Source organism: Ornithinimicrobium sp., from assembly GCF_030537745.1.
In the GTDB taxonomy this organism is placed as follows: Bacteria; Actinomycetota; Actinomycetes; order Actinomycetales; family Dermatophilaceae; genus Ornithinicoccus.
In genome coordinates, this window is record NZ_JAUNVI010000027.1 from 23593 (window position 1) to 42533 (window position 18941).

At 69.5% G+C, this 18941-nt stretch carries 15 protein-coding genes and 1 pseudogene; 12 read left to right on the forward strand and 4 right to left on the reverse strand.

Annotated elements, in window-relative coordinates:
• The first annotated feature begins 8 nt into the window (after positions 1-8).
• The 4 genes from Q4P07_RS07725 to Q4P07_RS07740 are packed head-to-tail and all read left to right on the forward strand — an operon-like array spanning position 9 to position 3479.
• The gene (locus tag Q4P07_RS07725; RefSeq protein ID WP_303374330.1) at positions 9-884 is read left to right on the forward strand and encodes a branched-chain amino acid ABC transporter permease; all 876 of its coding nucleotides are present in this window, start codon (positions 9-11) and stop codon (positions 882-884) included.
• Entirely contained in the window at positions 881-1870 is a 990-nt protein-coding gene (locus Q4P07_RS07730; RefSeq protein WP_303374331.1) for a branched-chain amino acid ABC transporter permease, read from the forward strand. The genes Q4P07_RS07725 and Q4P07_RS07730 overlap by 4 nt, the downstream gene beginning before the upstream one ends.
• Positions 1867-2736 (forward strand): ABC transporter ATP-binding protein, encoded by an 870-nt coding sequence (locus tag Q4P07_RS07735; RefSeq protein WP_303374332.1) that lies wholly within the window; start codon positions 1867-1869, stop codon positions 2734-2736. The genes Q4P07_RS07730 and Q4P07_RS07735 overlap by 4 nt, the downstream gene beginning before the upstream one ends.
• Entirely contained in the window at positions 2733-3479 is a 747-nt protein-coding gene (locus Q4P07_RS07740; protein WP_303374333.1) for an ABC transporter ATP-binding protein, read from the forward strand. The genes Q4P07_RS07735 and Q4P07_RS07740 overlap by 4 nt, the downstream gene beginning before the upstream one ends.
• 40 nt (positions 3480-3519) lie before the next feature.
• Here Q4P07_RS07740 and Q4P07_RS07745 read toward each other — a convergent pair whose 3' ends face one another.
• Positions 3520-4365 (reverse strand): PaaX family transcriptional regulator C-terminal domain-containing protein, encoded by an 846-nt coding sequence (locus Q4P07_RS07745; RefSeq protein ID WP_303374334.1) that lies wholly within the window; start codon positions 4363-4365, stop codon positions 3520-3522.
• Between the two features lie 65 nt (positions 4366-4430).
• Between Q4P07_RS07745 and Q4P07_RS07750 the strand changes: the two genes are divergently transcribed.
• A complete protein-coding gene (locus Q4P07_RS07750) occupies positions 4431-6131 on the forward strand; it encodes an AMP-binding protein (RefSeq protein WP_303374335.1) in 1701 nt (566 codons plus the stop codon).
• 5 nt (positions 6132-6136) lie between these two features.
• Positions 6137-6535: a thioesterase family protein gene (locus Q4P07_RS07755; protein WP_303374336.1), complete on the forward strand. Its 399-nt coding sequence runs from the start codon at positions 6137-6139 to the stop codon at positions 6533-6535.
• 23 nt (positions 6536-6558) lie between these two features.
• Here the strand turns inward: Q4P07_RS07755 and Q4P07_RS07760 are convergent, their stop codons facing one another.
• Entirely contained in the window at positions 6559-7329 is a 771-nt protein-coding gene (locus Q4P07_RS07760) for an SDR family NAD(P)-dependent oxidoreductase (RefSeq protein WP_303374337.1), read from the reverse strand.
• Between the two features lie 86 nt (positions 7330-7415).
• Between Q4P07_RS07760 and Q4P07_RS07765 the strand changes: the two genes are divergently transcribed.
• Genes Q4P07_RS07765 through Q4P07_RS07785 form a run of 5 tightly spaced genes read left to right on the forward strand, consistent with a single transcriptional unit; the run spans position 7416 to position 15797 of the window.
• The gene (locus Q4P07_RS07765; protein ID WP_303374338.1) at positions 7416-9785 is read left to right on the forward strand and encodes a bifunctional salicylyl-CoA 5-hydroxylase/oxidoreductase; all 2370 of its coding nucleotides are present in this window, start codon (positions 7416-7418) and stop codon (positions 9783-9785) included.
• A complete protein-coding gene (locus Q4P07_RS07770; RefSeq protein WP_303374339.1) occupies positions 9767-11965 on the forward strand; it encodes an acetate--CoA ligase family protein in 2199 nt (732 codons plus the stop codon). Before Q4P07_RS07765 ends, Q4P07_RS07770 begins: the two co-directional genes overlap by 19 nt.
• 4 nt (positions 11966-11969) lie before the next feature.
• Positions 11970-13514: an AMP-binding protein gene (locus Q4P07_RS07775; protein ID WP_303374340.1), complete on the forward strand. Its 1545-nt coding sequence runs from the start codon at positions 11970-11972 to the stop codon at positions 13512-13514.
• Positions 13511-15046, forward strand: a complete 1536-nt coding sequence (locus Q4P07_RS07780; protein WP_303374341.1) for a methylmalonyl-CoA mutase — start codon at positions 13511-13513, stop codon at positions 15044-15046. Before Q4P07_RS07775 ends, Q4P07_RS07780 begins: the two co-directional genes overlap by 4 nt.
• A gap of 55 nt (positions 15047-15101) precedes the next feature.
• A complete protein-coding gene (locus Q4P07_RS07785; protein ID WP_303374342.1) occupies positions 15102-15797 on the forward strand; it encodes a hypothetical protein in 696 nt (231 codons plus the stop codon).
• Positions 15798-15825: 28 nt separating this feature from the next.
• On the opposite strand, the pseudogene Q4P07_RS07790 reads toward Q4P07_RS07785, so the two are convergent.
• A pseudogene (locus Q4P07_RS07790) lies at positions 15826-16117 on the reverse strand (aldo/keto reductase); the annotation flags it as partial.
• A 15-nt stretch (positions 16118-16132) separates the two neighbouring features.
• Here Q4P07_RS07790 and Q4P07_RS07795 point away from each other — a divergent pair.
• The gene (locus tag Q4P07_RS07795) at positions 16133-17599 is read left to right on the forward strand and encodes a YdiU family protein (protein WP_303374343.1); all 1467 of its coding nucleotides are present in this window, start codon (positions 16133-16135) and stop codon (positions 17597-17599) included.
• A gap of 109 nt (positions 17600-17708) precedes the next feature.
• On the opposite strand, the gene Q4P07_RS07800 is transcribed toward Q4P07_RS07795, so the two are convergent.
• The gene (locus Q4P07_RS07800) at positions 17709-18890 is read right to left on the reverse strand and encodes a thiolase family protein (protein ID WP_303374344.1); all 1182 of its coding nucleotides are present in this window, start codon (positions 18888-18890) and stop codon (positions 17709-17711) included.
• Positions 18891-18941 lie beyond the last annotated feature (51 nt).

Genomic DNA, 18941 nt, shown 5'->3' on the forward strand with positions numbered 1-18941 from the left:
CGGGCCTCATGATCGGGTGGCTCGACGCGCACTTCGTCAGCATGCTGGACGGGGTCGCCTACGGATTGCTGCTCTTCACGTTGGCGGTGGGACTTTCCCTCGTCTTCGGGATGATGGACGTGCTCAACCTTGCGCACGGGACGCTCTACCTCGCCGGTGCCTATACGGCCTATGCCCTCTCGGACGGCAGTTGGCTCGGGATGCTCCTCGCCCTCGTGGTGGGGCTGGTGGTCGGCCTGCTCGGTGGCGGCCTGTTGGCGGCGGCCGTGGCCCCGCTCCAGGGGCGAGGCCATCTGGATCAAGCTGCGCTCACCCTTGGCATCATGCTGATAGCGGGTGAACTGATGACGATGGTGTTCGGTGCGGAGGTCCTCCCGACCGCCCCTCCGACGGCGCTGGCGCACTCGATCTCGATCCTGGGCAACTCCTACCCGCTCTACCGACTCGTCTTCATCGGGGTCGCGGGCGGCCTCGCGGCCCTGGTCTACCTCGCCTTCGAGCGGACCTCCATCGGTGCTCTCGTGCGGGCCACGGTCGCCGACCGTGACATGGTCCGCGCGATGGGGGTTGACACCCGAAAGGTGCTCTTCGGGGTATTCGGCTTCGGCGCGGCGCTCGCGGCGGTCGGGGGGGTCCTGGGCGCACCGATCATCGCGCCGGGCCCAGGGATCGACGAACGGGTCTTGGTCCTTTCCCTGGTCGTCGTCGTCATCGGCGGGCTCGGCTCGGTCCGCGGAGCACTGTTCGGCGCGATTCTGATCGGTCAGGTCCAGACCTTGGGGGTTGCGTTGGTGCCGACATTCGCGCCGTTTCTGCTTTTCGGTGCGATGCTGCTCGTGCTCGCCCTCCGCCCACAGGGCCTGTTCGTGGCGGCGCGGACATGACGGCATCGAGGGTGCGCACCGGGCTGCTCGTGGCTGCGGTGGCGGTGCTCCTGGTGCTGGTGCCGTGGGTCTTTGGCACCTTCACGGTGATGACGTTTACCCGGGCGCTGGTCTTCGCGGTGCTCGCGATGAGCGTCAACCTGCTCACCGGGGTGGCTGGCATGCCGACGCTGGGGCAGGCGGCCTACTTCGGGGTCGGTGCCTATGCCGGCGCGCTCGTGGGCATCCACTGGTCCGAGCTGGGCATCGTGCAGCTCGTCGTCGCGACCCTCGCCGGCGTGGTGGCCGCGCTGCTGACGGGTCCGCTGGCGATCCGCGGGCGCGGCGTGGCCTTTTTGATGATCACCCTGGCGATCGGCGAGATCGGCTACTCCGCAGCTGGCCGCCTCGACTCGGTGACAGGCGGGTCCGACGGGCTCAGCGGCATACCCCCGGTCGTGGCCGTCCCCGGCTCGCCGGGATTAGTCAACGAGGGTCTGATCTATTACTACGTCCTCGTCGTCGCGGTGGTGGCCTTTCTGGCGGTGGCGGTGCTGATGCGCTCGCCCTTTGGGCTGACGCTTCGCGGCTTGCGAGATAACGAGTCTCGGCTTCGCGCGGTCGGCTACCGGACGGACACCTATGCGCTCGCGGCCTATGTCTGGGCCGGTGGTCTGGCGGCGCTGGCCGGGTCGCTCTGGACCTCTTCGCAACGTTTCGTGGCGCCGGGTGACCTCGGCTTCGAGGTGTCGGCACTGGCGCTGCTGGCCGTGATCGTCGGTGGTGTCGGATCGATGTGGGGCGCGTGTCTGGGGGCGCTGCTCGTCGTGTTTACCAAGGACTACCTCGGCCAACTCTTCTCCGGACACGCTCCACTGCTGCTCGGTGCCCTCTTCGTCATCACCGTCTACCTGCTGCCCAAGGGCATCGCGGGTGGTCGAGCCCAGTGGCGACGGCTTGTCTCCCGGGACCGTGCCGACGATGCGAAGGCGGTGACGCCCGCATGAGCGAGCCAGAGCCGCAGCGGCAGCTGCGCCAGGATGCGCAGCAGCAGTCCCCAGCGCCCGCGCACCCCGTCGCGTCCTCGGACCCCGTCGCGGCCGCGTTGCGGGTCGAGGGGCTCAGTCGTCATTTCGGCAGCCTCAAGGCCGTGGACGACGTGAGCTTTGAGGTCCGGCCAGGGAGCCGCCACGCGGTGATCGGTCCCAACGGCGCCGGCAAGTCCACCCTCTTTGCCCTCGTCGCGGGGGCGCTCCGCGCCACCTCCGGCAAAGTGTGGCTGCACGGCGAGGATGTCACCTCCCTGGCGGAGCACGCGCGCGCCCGACGGGGCCTGGTGCGCACCTTCCAACACTCCTCGCTCTTCCTGACCGCGTCCGCCCGCGAAAACGTCCTGCTCGCCCTCCAGCGCAAGCACGGGATCCAGGGACGTCCCTGGGGGGCGATCACGCGGCGCCGCGCGCTGGTGGCGGAGGCGGACGCCGTGCTCGAGCAGTTCTTCCTGCACCACCGTGCCGCGCAGGTCGCTGGCGCCCTCTCGCACGGAGAGCGCCGTCAGCTCGAGGTGGCGGTCGCGCTGGCTACCTCGCCGTCGGTCCTGCTTCTGGACGAGCCGGCCGCGGGCATGTCGCCCGCGGACACGCAGGCCTTCCAGGAGATCGTGCTGGGGCTGCCGGCCGAGGTGACCGTCCTGCTCGTCGAGCACGATCTCGACCTGGTCTTCGGCGTCGCGGACCAGGTCACCGTCATGCAGCTGGGTCGACACCTGCTGACCGGCGACCCGGCGCAGGTGCGCTCCAGCGACGCGGTCCAGCAGGCCTACCTCGGCGATGAGGACACGTCAGACCTTTTCCTGCAGGACGGCCACGTATGACGTCCCAGTCGCCGCAGTCTTCGCCGCCGCCGCATTCCCACACGCCGGTGTTGTCCACCCATGGCTTGGTCTCGGGCTATGCCGGCTCTCGGGTGCTGCACGGGGTGGACATCGCTATCCCCGAAGGCGGCGTCCTCGCGCTGCTCGGCCGCAACGGAGTCGGCAAGACCACCCTGGTCAGCACCATCATGGGCCTGATCAGACCGATGGCCGGCTCCGTCATGATCGCGGGGCAGGAGGTGGCCGGCGCGCGGCCGGACCGGATCGCGCGGCTCGGTGTGGGTCTGGTGCCCCAGGGCCGACGGGTGTTCGCGCCACTGACGGTCGCTGAGCACCTGGAGATCGCCGACCGGTCCGGTCGCAGCGGCTCCTGGACCCAGGACCGCGTCATCGAGCTCCTGCCCAGACTCGGTGAACGGCTGCGCAACCGCGGCGACCAGCTCTCCGGCGGCGAGCAACAGATGCTGGCGATCGCCCGCTCCCTGCTGACCAACCCCACGATCCTGCTCCTGGACGAGCCGTCCGACGGTCTCGCCCCCTCGATCGTCAACCAGGTTGCCGACGTCATCCACGAGGTCTGCGGTCACGGGATGTCAGTGCTGATTGTCGAGCAAAACCTGCGCCTGGCCCTGTCCGTCGCCGACCACGTGGTCGTCATGCAGAAGGGCACCGTCCAGTGGGACGTCCCCGTCGAGGAGTTCCGCCGCAACCGCCTACGGGCAGAGGAACTCCTCGGCATCTAGACCGGACGGTCGCCCTTGCCACTCCGGACGGTCGCGGTGCTCAGCGCACGTCGTCGACGAACCGGTGTGACGGGACGTCGAGACGGCGGCGCAGGGCGAAGAAGAGATCGGCGGCCGTCGTCCCGGACCACTCCCGCGGGAGCAGCTCGGGGGCCAGGCCCGGGTCCAGGTAGGGCAATCGGCGCCACGAGGTGAGGACTCGGATGTAGTCGGCGAACGCCATACCGGGCTCGTCCCTGCTGCGGCGTGAGCGCCACTTCGCCAGCATCGGCGAGAACTCCGCACAGAACTGCTGGTAGAGCTCGTCGAGGCTGTCCAGGTCCCACCACGTGCCCACCTCCTCCGAGGCTGCCGAGAAGCCGAGGTAGCGCGCTTCGAAAAGATCGACATACCCCGAGAGCTCCTCCCGGTGCAGGACGTCGCGGGCCTCGTCGTAGAGGTGGGCGGGGGCGATCCAGACGCCGGGGCCGACCGAACCGAAGCCGAGCCACGAGAGCCGGGAGCGCAGGGTATGACGTCGACGCCGCTCGGCCTCGGGGACGCTGAAGACCGCTAGGACCCAGCCCTCGTCGACGGTGCCGCGCCGGCGGCCGAAGATGCGGCGGTCGCCTTCGTCGAGAATCTCCCGAGCGTTGGCTGACAGGGAGTAGCCGGCCCGCCCGTCGACGCGCTCCGCCTCCAGGATGCCGCGTCGCTTGAGGCGCGAGATCGAGGACCGCACCGCGGGCTCGTCGACGCCGAGCTCGGCCATCAGCCGGATCAGTGCGCCGACACTCAGCCAGCCCCCGACCTCTCGGGCGTAGAGCCCGTAGATCGTCACGATCAGCGCCCGCAGACCCGAGTCGGTGCCATTTCCTTGTGATGTCGCGCCCTTGACTGTCGTCACAGAACTAACATACTGGGAGATACCACGGCACCGTCGCCACGAGTGCCCTGACGAGAGGTCCCTTCATGCTGGACACCGAGCTCTCCCCGAGCGCGCACGTCGATACCTTCTGCCGTGACAACCTGCCGCCTCGAGAGCTCTGGCCCGAGTTTCTCTTCGAGGTGCCGGAGGTGCAGTATCCCGCGCAGCTCAACGTCGGGACGGTGTTGCTCGACGACGTGATCAACGGCGGCGGTGGCGATCGGCCGTGCATCCTCGCACCGGACGGCACCCGCTGGACCTATGCCGACCTGCGAGACCACGCCAACCGGATCGCGCACGTCTTCGTCGAGGACCTCGGCATGGTGCCCGGCAACCGGGTGCTGCTGCGCGGCCCCAACAATCCCTGGCTGGTCGCGATCTGGTTTGCTGCGCTCAAGGCGGGGGCGGTCATCGTGCCGACCATGCCCATGCTGCGGCCAAAGGAGCTGCGGACGATTTGCGAGATCGGCAACTTCAACCTGGCGATCTGCGACCACCGCTTCACCGGCGACCTCCTCGACTCGCAGATACCGGGGCTGCGCACCCTGACCTATGGGGGTCATGTCGACGGGCTGGACGACATCGTCGCGCTCGCGGAGAGCAAGCCGACCACCTTTGACGACGTGCCGACCGCCGCCGACGACGTCTCGATGCTCGCCTTCACCTCTGGCACGACCGGCAAGCCCAAGGCCACCATGCACTTCCACCGCGACATCCTGGCCAACGCGGACACGTTCTCGCGCTATGTGCTCAAGCCGGAAGCGGACGATGTCTTCGTCGGCACCCCGCCGATCGCGTTCACCTTCGGGCTGGGCGGGTTGGTGATCTTCCCGCTGCGCGTCGGGGCGTCCACGCTGATGGTCGAGAAGGCCACACCCGAACAACTCGCCGACCTCATCACCGAGCACCAGGTGACGGTCTGCTTCACCGCGCCCACGGCCTACAAGGCGATGCTGGCCAAGGGCAAGGCGAGCTCGCTGCGCGGATTGCGCCGCGCCGTCTCGGCCGGTGAGCACCTGCCGCGGTCGACCTGGGAGGCGCTCCGGGACGCGACCGGGCTGCGGCTCATCGACGGGATCGGCTCCACGGAGATGCTGCACATCTTTATCGGCTCCTCCGACGACGACATCCGCCCCGGCTCGACCGGCCGCCCGGTGCCCGGATACCGGGCCAAGGTTGTGGACAAGGCGGGCCGGGACGCGCCGGACGGCGTCGCGGGTCGCCTCGCGGTCAAGGGTCCGACGGGCTGCCGCTATCTCTCCGACGAGCGACAGACCGTCTATGTCCAGGACGGCTGGAATATCACCGGCGACACTTTCATCCGCGACGAGGACGGCTACTTCTGGTATCAGGCGCGCTCTGACGACATGATCGTCAGCTCTGGCTACAACATCTCCGGCACCGAGGTCGAGGAGGCGCTGATCTCCCATCACGACGTCATGGAGTGCGCCGTCGTGGCCGCACCCGACGTGGACCGGGGTCAGGTGGTCAAGGCGTATGTGGTGCCGCGCGGCGGTCGGTCGATGCTCGGCGAGGAGGGCGAGATGCTGCTGCGCAAGCGGCTTCAGGACCACGTCAAGGACGTCATCGCGCCCTACAAATATCCGCGTCAGATCGAGTTCATCGACGCGCTGCCGCGCACCTCGACGGGCAAGGTGCAGCGCTTCGTGCTCCGTTCGGACGCGATAGAAACCTCGGGCGTGAGCACCGACCCGGACTCGGCCAGCACCGCTGGCGCATCGTGACCTCGGTGTCGTCGGCGCGGGTGGTCGACTGGATCGACACCGACGCCGCCGGCCACTATCACCACTCGGCCGTGATCCGTTGGGTGGAGGCGGCCGAGAGTGTGCTGCACGAAGATCTGGGGCTGCTCGAACTCTTCGGCACGGTGCCGCGGGTCCGGTATGAGGTGGACTACCTCGACCGGCTCTGGTTCCGGGAGGAGGTAGTCACGTCGCTGTGGGTGGAGAAAGTCGGTGGCTCGTCGCTGACCTATGCCTTCGAGGTCGTCGGGCCGCGGGGTCCGGCCGCGCGGGGACGGATGATCTGCGTCAACATCGGCGGCCGGTCCGGCGACGTGCCGGAGGACGGCACTTCCTCCCCTGCGACAGCATGGCCGGACGAGGTGCGTGCCCTGCTGAGCTCCTAGCCGTTGGCCTGCGTGAGCAGCGCCTACAACGGCATGAACCGCCCGCCGTTGACGTCCAGCACCACGCCGGTGATGTAGGACGACTCGGGGCCGGCCAGGAAGAGGACCGGGTCGACGATCTCCCGCAGCTCGGGGAACCGGGCCAGAGGTATGGCGCTCAGCACCTCGTCGCGCTCGCTCGCCGGCATCTCGTCATACATCTGCTGCAGCCGGCCGGTGAGGAAGAGGCCGGGTGCCACCGCGTTGACGCGCTGCCCCCGAGCGCCGACCTCGCGAGCCAGGCGCCGGGTCAGGCCCAGGACCGCGGCCTTGGACGCGGCGTAGGGAACGCCGGTGACGGGGGAGGGCTGGCGACCGCCGATCGAGGAGACCGTGACCACCGTGCCGTCCTGCGGCATCCGCGCCAGGGCCGCCTGGGCACAGTAGAAAGTGCCCTTGACGTTGACGTCCACCACGAGGTCGACGTGCTCGGGCTCGATCTCCTCCAGGTTCTTGGGGGTGCCCAGCGATCCGCCGGCCAGCGTGACGAGGACGTCGAGGCCGCCCAGCTGCGCCACCACGGCGTCCATCACTTCCACCACCGCCGACTGGTTGCTGACGTCGAGCTCGAATCCCCGCGCTCGCACGCCATACGCCGCCTCGAGCTCGCCAGCGACCGCGCCGGTGCCCTGCACGTCGACCACGGCCAGCGCCGCACCCTGTGCCGCAAAGCCCTCGCACACCGCGCGACCAATCCCGCCCGCGCCGCCGGTGACGACCACGACCTTGCCCTCGAAACGACCCTTGACGCCCATGTCATCCTCATTCCGTCTTCTTGACGACCGTCTGAAAGACAACATAGTCTGAGCGGGCTGGCAACCACAACGGCGAAGGAGTCGGCATGCGCATCGCGATCATCGGCGGAGGTCCGGGCGGGCTCTACTTCGCCGCCCTCACCAAGGCACTAGACCCTACGCACGAGATCACGGTGTGGGAGCGCAACGCCCCCGACGACACCTTTGGCTTCGGCGTCGTCTTCTCCGACGAGACGCTCGGCGGCATCGAGCACGCCGACCCCGCGATCTTCGAGTCGATGCAGCGTGAGTTTGCCCGGTGGGACGACATCGACGTCCACCTCGACGGTCAGGTCTTCACCTCCGGGGGGCACGGCTTCGCCGCGATGACCCGCAAGCGACTCTTGGAGATCCTCCAGGAGCGCTGCCGCGAAGTGGGTGTCGTGATGCACTTTCGCACCGACGCGCCTGACGTGGAGGAGCTCTCGGCGGACTACGACCTAGTGCTGGCCGCCGACGGCCTCAACTCGATCGTCCGTCGCCGTTTCGCCGACACCTTCCAGCCCACTCTCGACGTGCGTCAGTGCAAGTACATGTGGCTGGGCACGACCAAGGTCTTCGAGGCTTTCAAGTTCTACATCCTCAAGACTCCCTACGGCGTGATGCAGGTCCACGGCTACCCCTACGACGCGACCGGCTCGACCTTCATCCTGGAGATGCACGAGGACGTATGGCGAGCGGCCGGACTTGACCACGCCGAGGGCCGGGCGTGGGTCCCCGGAGAGTCGGACGAGGAGTCCATCACGTTTATCCGCGACCTCTGCGCTGACATCTTCGAGGGCGAGGAGGTGATGGCCAACAACTCGCGCTGGATCTCCTTCACCACCATCCGCAACCAGACCTGGCGGCACGACAACGTCGTCATCCTCGGCGACGCTGCCCATACCGCCCACTTTTCCATCGGCTCCGGCACCAAGCTGGCGATGGAGGATGCCCTCGCGCTGGCCGCCTGCCTGCACGAGCACGACGACGTCGACGCCGCGCTCACGGCCTACGAGACGGAGCGCAAGCCCGTCGTGGAGTCGACGCAGCGCGCGGCGCAGGCCTCGCTGGAGTGGTTTGAGAACCTCGGGCAGTACACCGACCAGGCACCCGAGGAGTTCGCCTTCAACATCATGACGCGCAGCCGTCGCGTCACCCATGACAACCTTCGCGTCCGGGACCCGGAGTTCGTGGAGCAGATCGATGAATGGTTTGCCTCCGCCACCCCCGGCAGCCAGCCCCAGACGCCACCGATGTTCCAGCCGTTCCGCCTCGGTGACCTCGAGCTCAACAACCGCGTCGTCGTCTCGCCGATGGACATGTATGTCGCCAACGGCGACGGCATGCCCACGGACTTCCACCTGGTGCACCTGGGCGGAAAAGCCATGGGCGGGGCCGGGCTGGTGATGACCGAGATGGTCTGCGTCTCGCCCGAGGGACGGATCACGCCCGGCTGCACCGGCATCTGGACCGACGAGCAGGCGGAGGCCTGGAAGCACATCGTCGACGAGGTGCATCAACTCAGCGACGCCAAGATCGGCATCCAGGTCGGCCACTCCGGGCGCAAGGGCTCGACCAAGCTGATGTGGGAGGGCATCGACCAACCGCTGGAGGAAGACAACTGGGAGGTCGTGGCGCCCTCGCCGCTGGCTTATCTGGACGGGGTCAACCAGGTGCCGCGCGAGCTGACCCTGGAGGATCTGGAGCAGATCACGCAGGACTTCGTGGACTCCGCCCGCCGCGGTGCGGAGGCCGGCTTCGACGTGCTTGAACTGCACTGCGCGCACGGTTACCTGCTCTCCTCCTTCATCTCCCCGGTGACCAACCACCGAACGGATGAATACGGAGGCGGCGACGGTGCCGGTCTGGCCGGACGACTGCGCTATCCCCTGGAGGTCTTCGCCGCGATGCGGGCGGTCTGGCCGCAGGAGCGCCCGATGACCGTGCGCATCTCGGCGACCGACTGGGTGGACGGTGGCATCGACGTAGAGGACGCCGTGCAGATCGCGGCGGCCTTCAAGGACGCCGGCGCGGCCGCGATCGACGTCTCCTCCGGCCAGGTGACGCCGGCGGAGACGCCCGCCTTCGGGCGGTCCTACCAGACCCCGTTCTCCGACGCGATCCGCAACAGAGTCGGGATCCCGACCATCGCGGTCGGCGTCATCTCCTCCTGGGACGACGTCAACTCCATCGTGCTGGCCGGGCGCGCCGACCTGTGCGCCATCGGCCGTGCGCACCTCTACGACCCGATGTGGACCCTCCACGCCGCGGTCGAGCAGGACTATGACGGGCCCGGCGCGGTCTGGCCGCTGCCGTGGCGCGCGGGCCGACGCAAGCCGCAGGCGGGGCGCAGCGATGAGGCCAGGCCGCGGCTGCAGTTGGTGCGTGAGGGCGAGGGCGGCACCAGGCACGCTCGATGGAGGCCGGGCAAGTGAGCTCTGGCGTGCGCGAACGCCCCAGCCTGCGACCCCTCTGGGACGCCCGCGGCATCGCGGTGGTCGGTGCCAGCGACCGGCCCGGCGCCGTCGGACGGTTGCCGATCCAGTTCCTCCAGCGCTACGGCTACGCGGGCGGCATCTACCCCGTGCGACCCGACGGCGCCCCCGTCGCCGGGCTCACGTCATACCCCTCGATCGGCGCCGTTCCCGAGCCGGTCGACCTCGCCATGGTGATGGTCGCTGCCGACAAGGTGATCGGGGCGGTGCGCGAGGCGGCAGCCGCAGGAGTGCCGGTCGTCATCGTGTGCTCCAGCGGTTTCGCCGAGACCGGTGAGGTTGGCCAGGTGCTGCAGGAGGAGCTGGTCGCCACGGCGCACGAGCTCGGTGTCCGTGTGCTCGGCCCCAACTGCATCGGCACCGTCGGCACCGCGACCGGCCAGGTCAGCTCCTTCTCGCCGTTGTTCTCCGGCGCGAGCACGCAGCTGGTGCCCGGCGGGCTCGGCTTCGTCAGCCAGAGCGGCGCGCTCGGCTATGGCGCCGTCTCCCTCGCGTTCGAGCGCGGCCTCGGCCTCGGCTGGGTAGTCAACACCGGCAACGAGGCAGACATCGGCGCTACCGAGGTGATGGCCGCCCTCGCGGAGGAACCTGGCTGCACCGGGATCCTGGGGTATGCGGAGTCGCTCGGAGGGTTGGACTCGCTGGCTGCGCTGGCCGCCCGGGGGATCCCGGTCGCGATGCTCAAGGCCGGCCGCTCCGACGCCGGTGCGCGGGCGGCTGCCTCGCACACGGGTGCGCTGGCGGCCGGCGACAAGGTCGTGGACGCGGCGCTGCGCCGTGCCGGGGTGGTGCGGGTCGACGACATCGAGGAGCTCCTGGACGTCGGTGAGGTCATGGACCTGGTGCCGGGCGTGCGGGGCAAGACGGTGCGGACGGTGGCCATCGTCACCACGTCGGGTGGCTCCGGCATCCTGGCCGCCGACGCGGTCGAGGCGCACGACCGCCACCTGCAGCTGGCGACCCTTTCCAGCGAGACGCTCGCCGCCCTAGACGAGATCGTGCCGGCCTACGGTGCGACCGCCAACCCGGTCGACGTCACCGCGTCGGTGATGAGCAACCCAGACCTCTTCGACCAGGCGCTGACCGCGATCGCCGGCGACGCTGGTGTCGACGCGATCGTCGCGTGCTTCTGCGTGCTCGCCGGCAAAGACGTCGATGATGTCGTGGAGGCGCTGGCGCGGGTTCGTGCGGCGAGCGGAGTGCCGGTCATCGTGGTGCGCACGGGCGCCGACCACCTGGCACCCGAGGCCGCGGCGACCATGCGGGCCGCTGGTCTGCCGGTCTTCACGACGCCGGTGCGCGGCGTCCGGGCGCTTGCCGCCCTGGCGCAGATGGTGGAGCACGGGAAGCGGCAGCGGCCCGACGGCCCGTCCGGTGTGGCAAGCCCGCCCGTCCGCTGTGGGGGGGGCGACCGGCCGGGGGGGCAGGGCGGACCGTCCGGTGGGGTGGGGGCGGGGATGGATGAGCGTGAGCTCAAGACGGCCCTGGCCGCCGCGGGACTTCCGGTGCCGGTGGGGCGGATCGCCACCGATCGCGACGATGCCGTCACCGCCGTCGCCGAGGCCGGCGGGCGGGCTGTCGCCAAGGCGGTCGTGCCCGGTCTGCTGCACAAGTCCGATGCCGGCGGGGTGGTGCTGAATGTGACCGTCGAGGACGCGGCCGAGGTTTTCGACCGGCTGGCCGCGCTGGGTGGGCAGGTGCTGGTCGAAGAGATGGTGCCCGGCGGCGTCGAGGCACTGGTGGGCAGTGCCGACACCCCCCTGGGTCGGATCGTCAGCGTCGGCGTCGGAGGCATCCTCACCGAGGTGATCGCTGACGTCGCCCTGCGCCTCCTGCCCGTCGACCGGGCGGACGTCGAGGAGATGATCGAGGAGACCCGCCTGAGCCAGCTTCTCGCTGGTGTCCGGGGCCAGGCGCCGGCTGATCACGATGCTCTGGTCGACACCGTCCTGGCCGTCGCCGAGCTCACCGCGACCCTCCCGGCCGGTGCCGAGCTCGACCTCAACCCCGTGACGGTCCTCGCCCAGGGAAAGGGTGCCCGGATCCTGGACGCTGCGCTCGCCCTGCCGCAGCTCGAGCAGCCCGAGCACGACATACCCGACCAGATTGCAGGAGACTGACCTCATGGACATCGGCACGCTCGTCACCCGCGCCGGCCACCGCTTCGGCGACCGGGTAGCCCTGGAGGGCGGCTCGGGCGAGCCCGGGCAACGGCGCACCTTCGCCGAGCTCGCGGACCGCGTCACCCGGATCGCCAGCGGCCTGCTCGCGCTCGGCCTCGAGCCCGGAGACCGGGTGCTGGACCTGCAGAGCAACAGCACGACGTATGTGGAGACTGACCTGGCCATCCGCGCGGCCGGTCTGGTGCGGGTAGCCCTCAACTACCGGCTGCACCGCAGCGACTGGGAGCGGATCGCCACCGACTCCGGGGCCCGCGGACTGATCTACCACGAAAAGTTCGCCGACGACATCAGCTCCGTCCGCGAGCAGGTGCCGCACGTCGTCGTGGTGGGTGAGGGCCCCGAGACCACGCTCGACGGGCTCGCCGCCGGTGCGACCGTCGGCCCGCTGCCGGTGCGCGCGCCCGACGACCTGTGCGGGCTGCACTACTCCTCCGGCACCACCGGCCATCCCAAGGGCGCCCAGCGGACCCACCGCAACTGGTTCGCCTCCGTCGTCAACATGACCCAGGATGTGCTGGGTGGCCCTCCCGGCCCTGACGACTGCTACGTCCACGCCGGCCCCGTGACGCACACCTCCGGGTTGTTCATCCTGCCCTTCCTCGTCGCGGGCGCCCGGCAGATCGTGCTGCCTTCCTGGGACCCGCAGACCTTCCTCGAGTCGGTCGGCCAGCAGGGCGCGACCCACACCGCGCTGGTGCCCACCATGGTCGCCCGACTGCTGTCCGCAGGGGTGACCCGCGAGGACCTCGCTGACCTGCAGATGCTCGGCTACGCCGGTGCTCCCATGCCACCGGAGCAAATGCGCCGCGCGCACGACCAGCTCACCCCCCACCTGGTGCAGTACTACGGCCTGGTCGAGGCGATCCCGCCGGTCACCGTCCTGGACGCCGCCGACCACGAGCGGGGACTCACCGACGAGCCCGACCTGCTGACCAGCGCTGGGCGACCCGCACTCGGCGTCGAGCTCGCGGTCGTCGACGAGGACGGCCAGCGGGTCGCGCCGGGCGAGATCGGTGAGGTCATCACCCGTGGCGACCACGTCATGGCCGGCTACTACAACGCGGCCGAGCGCACCGACCTGTCCAAGGCGGTCGTCGACGGGTGGCTGCACACCGGTGACCTCGGGCGGCTCTCCGAGCGAGGTCACCTCTGGCTCATCGACCGCGTGGGGGACATGATCATCTCGGGTGGCTACAACATCTACCCCCGAGAGGTCGAGGAGGTCATCGCCGAGATGTCGGACGTCGGGCAGGTCGCGGTGGTCGGGGTGCAGGACGCCGACTGGGGGCAGCGGGTCGTCGCGTTCGTCACGCCACGAGCCGGCACCCAGGTGACGCAGGACCAGGTCCGCGCCCACTGCGGGAGCCGGATGGCCTCCTACAAGAAACCCAAGGACGTCCACGTGCTCTCCGAGTTTCCGCTCAACTCCACCGGCAAGATCTCCAAGAAGGAGCTACGCGCCCAGCTGCAGGAGGGACGGCCATGAGCTGGGAGGACCCGCAGTTGCGGGTGGACTACGCCCCGGAAGAGGCAGAGCACCCCGGTGAGTACCCCTACACCCGCGGCGTCAGCGCCGAGCCCAAGGTCTGGATCATGGGGCAGTACGCCGGCTTCGGCACCGCCAAGGAGTCCAACGCCCGCTTCCGCTCGCTGCTCGACGCCGGGGTCACGGGCTTCTCGGTAGCGATGGACCTGCCGAGCCAGATGGGGATCGACTCCGACGACCCACGCGCGCTCGGCGAGGTGGGCCGGGTGGGGGTGGCTATCGATTCGCTGGCCGACATCGAGGTGCTGATGGAGGGCATACCCCTGGAGGAGCTGTCGCAGGTCCGGACCACCGCTAACTCGATCGGCTATCTGTGGGCGGCGCTCTTCGTCGCGCTCGCTGAGAAGCGCGGCGTGCACCCCAACGAGTTCGGGATGTTCATCCAGAACGACGTGCTCAAGGAGTTCATCGCCCGCGGGACCCAGATCTTCCCGCCGGAAGCGTCGCTGCGGCTCTCGGTCGACTGCATCGAGTATGTCGCCCGCGAGACGCCGAGCTGGGTGCCGCTGGCGATGAGCGGCTACCACATCCGCGAGTCTGGATCGTCGGCGACGCAGGAAATCGCTTTCACCTTCGCCAACGCGCGCGCCTACCTCGACGAGTGCGTGCGGCGAGGCATCGACATCGACCAGGTCGCGCCGACGCTGTTCACCTTCTTGGCGATCACCAAGGACGTGCTGCCGGAGGTGGCAAAGTTCCGTGCCGCTCGTCGCGTGTGGGCAAAGCTGATGCGAGACACCTACGGCACCACGGACCCACGCAGCCAGCAGCTGCGGATCTTCGCCTTCACTGCGGGCTCCACCCTGACCGCGCAGCAGCCGCTCAACAACGTGATCCGCGCTTCCGTCGAGGCGACGACCGCGGCGCTCGCGGGGGTGCAGACGATGCACGTCTCTGCCTACGACGAGGCGCTCGGCGTCCCGACCGAGCATGCCGCGACCCTGGCCCTGCGCACGCAGCAGGTGGTCGCTTTCGAGACCGGGCTCACCACCACCCTGGACCCGCTCGCCGGCTCGTATGCCGTCGAGGCGCTGACCGACGAGCTCGAGGCCTCGATCTGGTCGCTGATGGAGGACATCGAGGAGCGTGGCGGGGCGCTGGAGGGGATCAGCTCCGGCCGGTTCGCGAGGGACCTGTCCGAAGCGGCCTACCGGCTCTCCCAGGCGATCGAGTCGGGAGAGAAGGTCGTGGTCGGAGTCAACCGCTTCCCCGCTCGGACCGAACCGTTGGAGGTCTTCTCTATCGACCCGGCGACCGAGCAGGGCCAGGCGCAGTCGGTGCGTCGGCTGCGCCAGACCCGCGACCAGAGCGCCGTCGACGCTGCCCTGGAGGCGCTGCGCACCGATGTGCGTGAGGGCCGGTCGGTGATGCCCGCGACGATCGAGGCGGTCAAGGCCTACGCGACCCTGGGTGAGGTGGTCGCCGTGCTCCAGGATCAGTTCGGCACCTGGCGTCCCAGCGCGGAGTTCTAGGGCTGGATGGTCCCCAGCAAGGGTGCGCCGAAGTTCCCCGAGTTAGTCTGGTGAGGTGCCGGCCGACGATTACAGCGCCCCCGCCTTTCTCACCGCGAAGCAGTTGGCCAGGAGCGTCCTCATCATCCGAGGCATGGCCCTCGGACTCGCAGTCTTGGCGGCCTCGTTTGCGGTGGCGGCCATGCTGGATATTCTTGACTCCGCCTCGGACCCCAAACTGATCGTCGGCTACGCCATCTTCGTTCTTGCGGTTGGCTTCGGTGCCTTCCGGCTGTGGCGATCTGCTGACACGGGGGACCCCTCGGTCCTGAAACCCGGTGACCCGCCCGGTCTACGGCTCCTCGACGCGCTGCCAGCCAAGACCGGGCCCGTCCGTGTGCCGCTCGCCGAACCCTCTGGGGACGTCATCGTCCTCACCAACGACGGCATGCACCTGCCTGCAGGCATCATCGCGACTCGAGGTCTCGGCCGGAGGGTCGAGGAGGGAAAGGCGGCCCTGGCGGGGCTGACCCCCCTGGTTGTCCCCTGCTTCCTTCCGTGGTCGGAGCTGGTGAAGTGGTCGTACTGCACGAACGCGGAAGGGTCGCCCGCCTCCCACCGGCTCGACCTGACCGATCATCGCGTCCTCTCCATCAGCAAAGCGACGTTGGGCGACCACTACGTCTCTCTCCTCGATGCGGTGCGGTCGGTTGGTGGCCAACCGGTGGAAGTGGTTCTGCCCGCAGATTCCAGCGAGAGCTACATAGTTTGACCAGGTCGATGTTTGACCTGATCCGCTCGGGCGAGTAGGCCTCCACCGCGATCCCGGCGGCCCGGGTGGCCTCCTGCGTCGCCACCTGCTGGATCGTCGGGTGCAGCTCAATCTGGTTCACCACCGGCACCACCTCGGCCTGCTCAGCAGCGTCGCCAGGTGGTCGGGCAGGAAGTTGGAGACGCCGATCGCCCCGACGGCACCCTCGACGTAGAGGTTCTCGAGGGCGCCCCAGGTCTCGACAGCCCCTTGCTCGGCACCGGCCAGTGGACGAGGTGAAGGTCGACGACGTCCAGGCCGAGAGCCGTGCGGCTGCGCTGACGTAGTCTCGGGGCGTGAGCGTGACATCCCGACCGGCGGCCGTCTCCTTCGAGAATCGATTCGCCCGCGAGTTCCCGGAGATGGCCGTCGCCTGGCGGGCCGAGGAGTTGCCCGACCCCCGGCTTCTGGTGCTCAACGAGACCCTCGGCACTGAGCTGGGGCTCGATCCCTCCTGCCTGCGCGGCCCCGAGGGCGTGCGCTTCCTGACCGGCCAGCTCCTGCCTTCAGGCAGCACCCCGGTGGCGCAGGCCTACGCCGGGCACCAGTTCGGCGGCTACTCCCCTCGCCTCGGCGACGGGCGGGCGCTGCTGCTCGGTGAGGTCGTCGACGCCACGGGCCACGAGCGGGATGTGCACCTGAAGGGCTCCGGGCGCACGCCGTTCGCCCGCGGCGGTGACGGCCGGGCCACGGTCGGGCCGATGCTGCGCGAGTATGTCGTCAGTGAGGCCATGCACGCCCTGGGCATTCCCACGACCCGTTCGCTGGCGGTGGTGGCCACGGGACGGTCCGTGCCCCGCGAGACCCTGCTCCGCGGAGCAGTGCTGACCCGGGTCGCTAGCAGCCACCTGCGTGTAGGTAGTTTCCAGTACGCCCGGGCCACGGGTGACCTCGACCTGCTGCGCCGTCTGGCAGAACACGCGATCAGCCGACACCACGCCAGCGCCACGCAGGCCGAGAACCGGTATCTCGGCCTGCTCCAGGCCGTGGTCGAGGCCCAGGCGGAGCTCGTCGCCCGGTGGATGCTCGTGGGGTTCATCCACGGGGTCATGAACACGGACAACATGACCATCTCGGGAGAGACCATCGACTACGGGCCGTGCGCCTTCATGGAGGCGTTCGACCCGGCGACGGTCTACAGCTCCATCGACGTCGGTGGACGCTATGCCTACGGCAACCAGCCGGTCATCGCCCAGTGGAACCTCGCTCGGCTCGCCGAGGCGTTGCTCCCCCTGCTCGACCCACAGGAGGAACGGGCCGTCGACCTGGCCACGGAGTGTGTGGATACGTTCTCCGGGCAGTACCACGCCAGATGGTCGGGGGGCATGAAGCTCAAGCTGGGCGTGCCGGACAGCCTGGAGGATGAGGTCTTCGCGCCCCTGGTCGCCGAGCTGCTCGCGGTGCTCCAGGAGGACAAGGTCGACCACACGTCGTTCTTCCGCAGCCTGGGCCCGGCCGCTCGCGGTGATGCGGAAGCATCACGCGGCGTGTTCCTGCAGCTCCCGAGATTTGACGCCTGGCTCCGGCGTTGGCTCGCCCTGCATCCGGACGCCGACCTGATGGAGCGGGTCAACCCCGTCTACATACCCCGCAACCACCTCGTCGAGGAGGCCCTGGCCGCCGCTTCCGACGGGCATCTCGACCCGTTCGAGGCGCTCCTGGACGCGGTGACCGACCCTTTCCACGAGCATCCGGGCCGGGAACGCTACGCCGCCGCGGCCCCCGAGGGCTTCGGTTCCTACCGCACCTTCTGCGGGACCTGAAAGGCTCTCGCCAGGTGTGCGGAGCTGGAGGCTTCCCAGTGACGTGGACGGCCGTGCCCGGGCCGCTGGCGGTCGCAGCTGACGCTGCCCACCGACGGACAGCACCGTGCTACGGACTCACCTGCACCATGACGGCGGTGCCCTGGCCGACGCCGATGCACGCCGCCGCGACGCCGAGTCCGCCGCCTCGCCGCCTCAACTCCCGGGCCAGGTCGACAACCACGCGGGGGGCGCTCGCGCCGAGCGGGTGGCCGATCGCGATCGCCCCGCCGTTGACGTTGACCTTGTCCCGGTCCAGCTCGGGCAGGTCGTGCAGGGTCGATAGGACCATCGCGGCGAAGGCCTCGTTGATCTCCCACAGGTCGACGTCGGCAAAGCTCCTGCCTGTCCGCTCCAGCAGCTGACGGATCGCCGGCACCGGAGCGACGGCGAAGAGCTCCGGCGAGACGGCCACGGTGCGTGAGGCGACGATGCGGGCGATCGGCTCGACCCCCAGCTCCTGGGCCACCTCCGCCGTCCCCACCAGCGCCGCGAGGGCACCGTCGTTGACTGGTGAGGAGTTGCCCGCAGTCACGGTCCCCTCCTTGGAAAACGCGGGCCGCAGCGCCCCCAACGTCTGCTTCGACGCGTCCGGGCGCAGCGACTCGTCCCGCTCGACGCCCTCCAGCGGCAGCACGAAGCCGTCGTGCAAGCCCTTCTCGTAGGCCGCGTGGACGAGGTGGTGCGAGCCAACGGCATACCTGTCCATCTGCTCGCGCCCGATTCCTCGGGCGGTGGCGACCGCCTCCGCGCTCGCGCCGAGCGACATGGTCCATTCGTCCGGGAACGACGGGTTGGCCATCCGCCAGCCGACGGTGGTCTGGTGCAGCTCCATCCGCCGGGGCAGCGCCTCCTCGGGCTTGGGCAGCACGTAGGGCGCCCGGCTCATGCCCTCGACCCCACCGGCGACGACCAGCCGTGCGTCACCGACCGCGATCGCGCGTGCCGCCTGCAGGAGCGCCTCGGAGCCCGAGGCGCAGAGCCGGTTGACGGTCGCGCCGGGAACGCTGACGGGCAGCCCGGCCAGCAGCGCCGCCATCCGGCCGACGTTGCGGTTCTCCTCGCCAGCCCCGTTGGTGTTGCCGTAGTAGACGTCCTCGATCGTCGCCGGGTCCAGGCCAGGGTGCCGGGCGATCAGCTCGCGTAGCGGCCAAGCGGCCAGATCATCGGTGCGCACGTGCGACAGTCCGCCGCGCAGCTTGCCGAACGGCGTGCGCACGGCGTCCAGCAGGAAAACCTCTTGTCCGAGCATGGGTCCATCATGCCCCGCGCACGATGGATCCACGACGAGTGCCAGGTGACC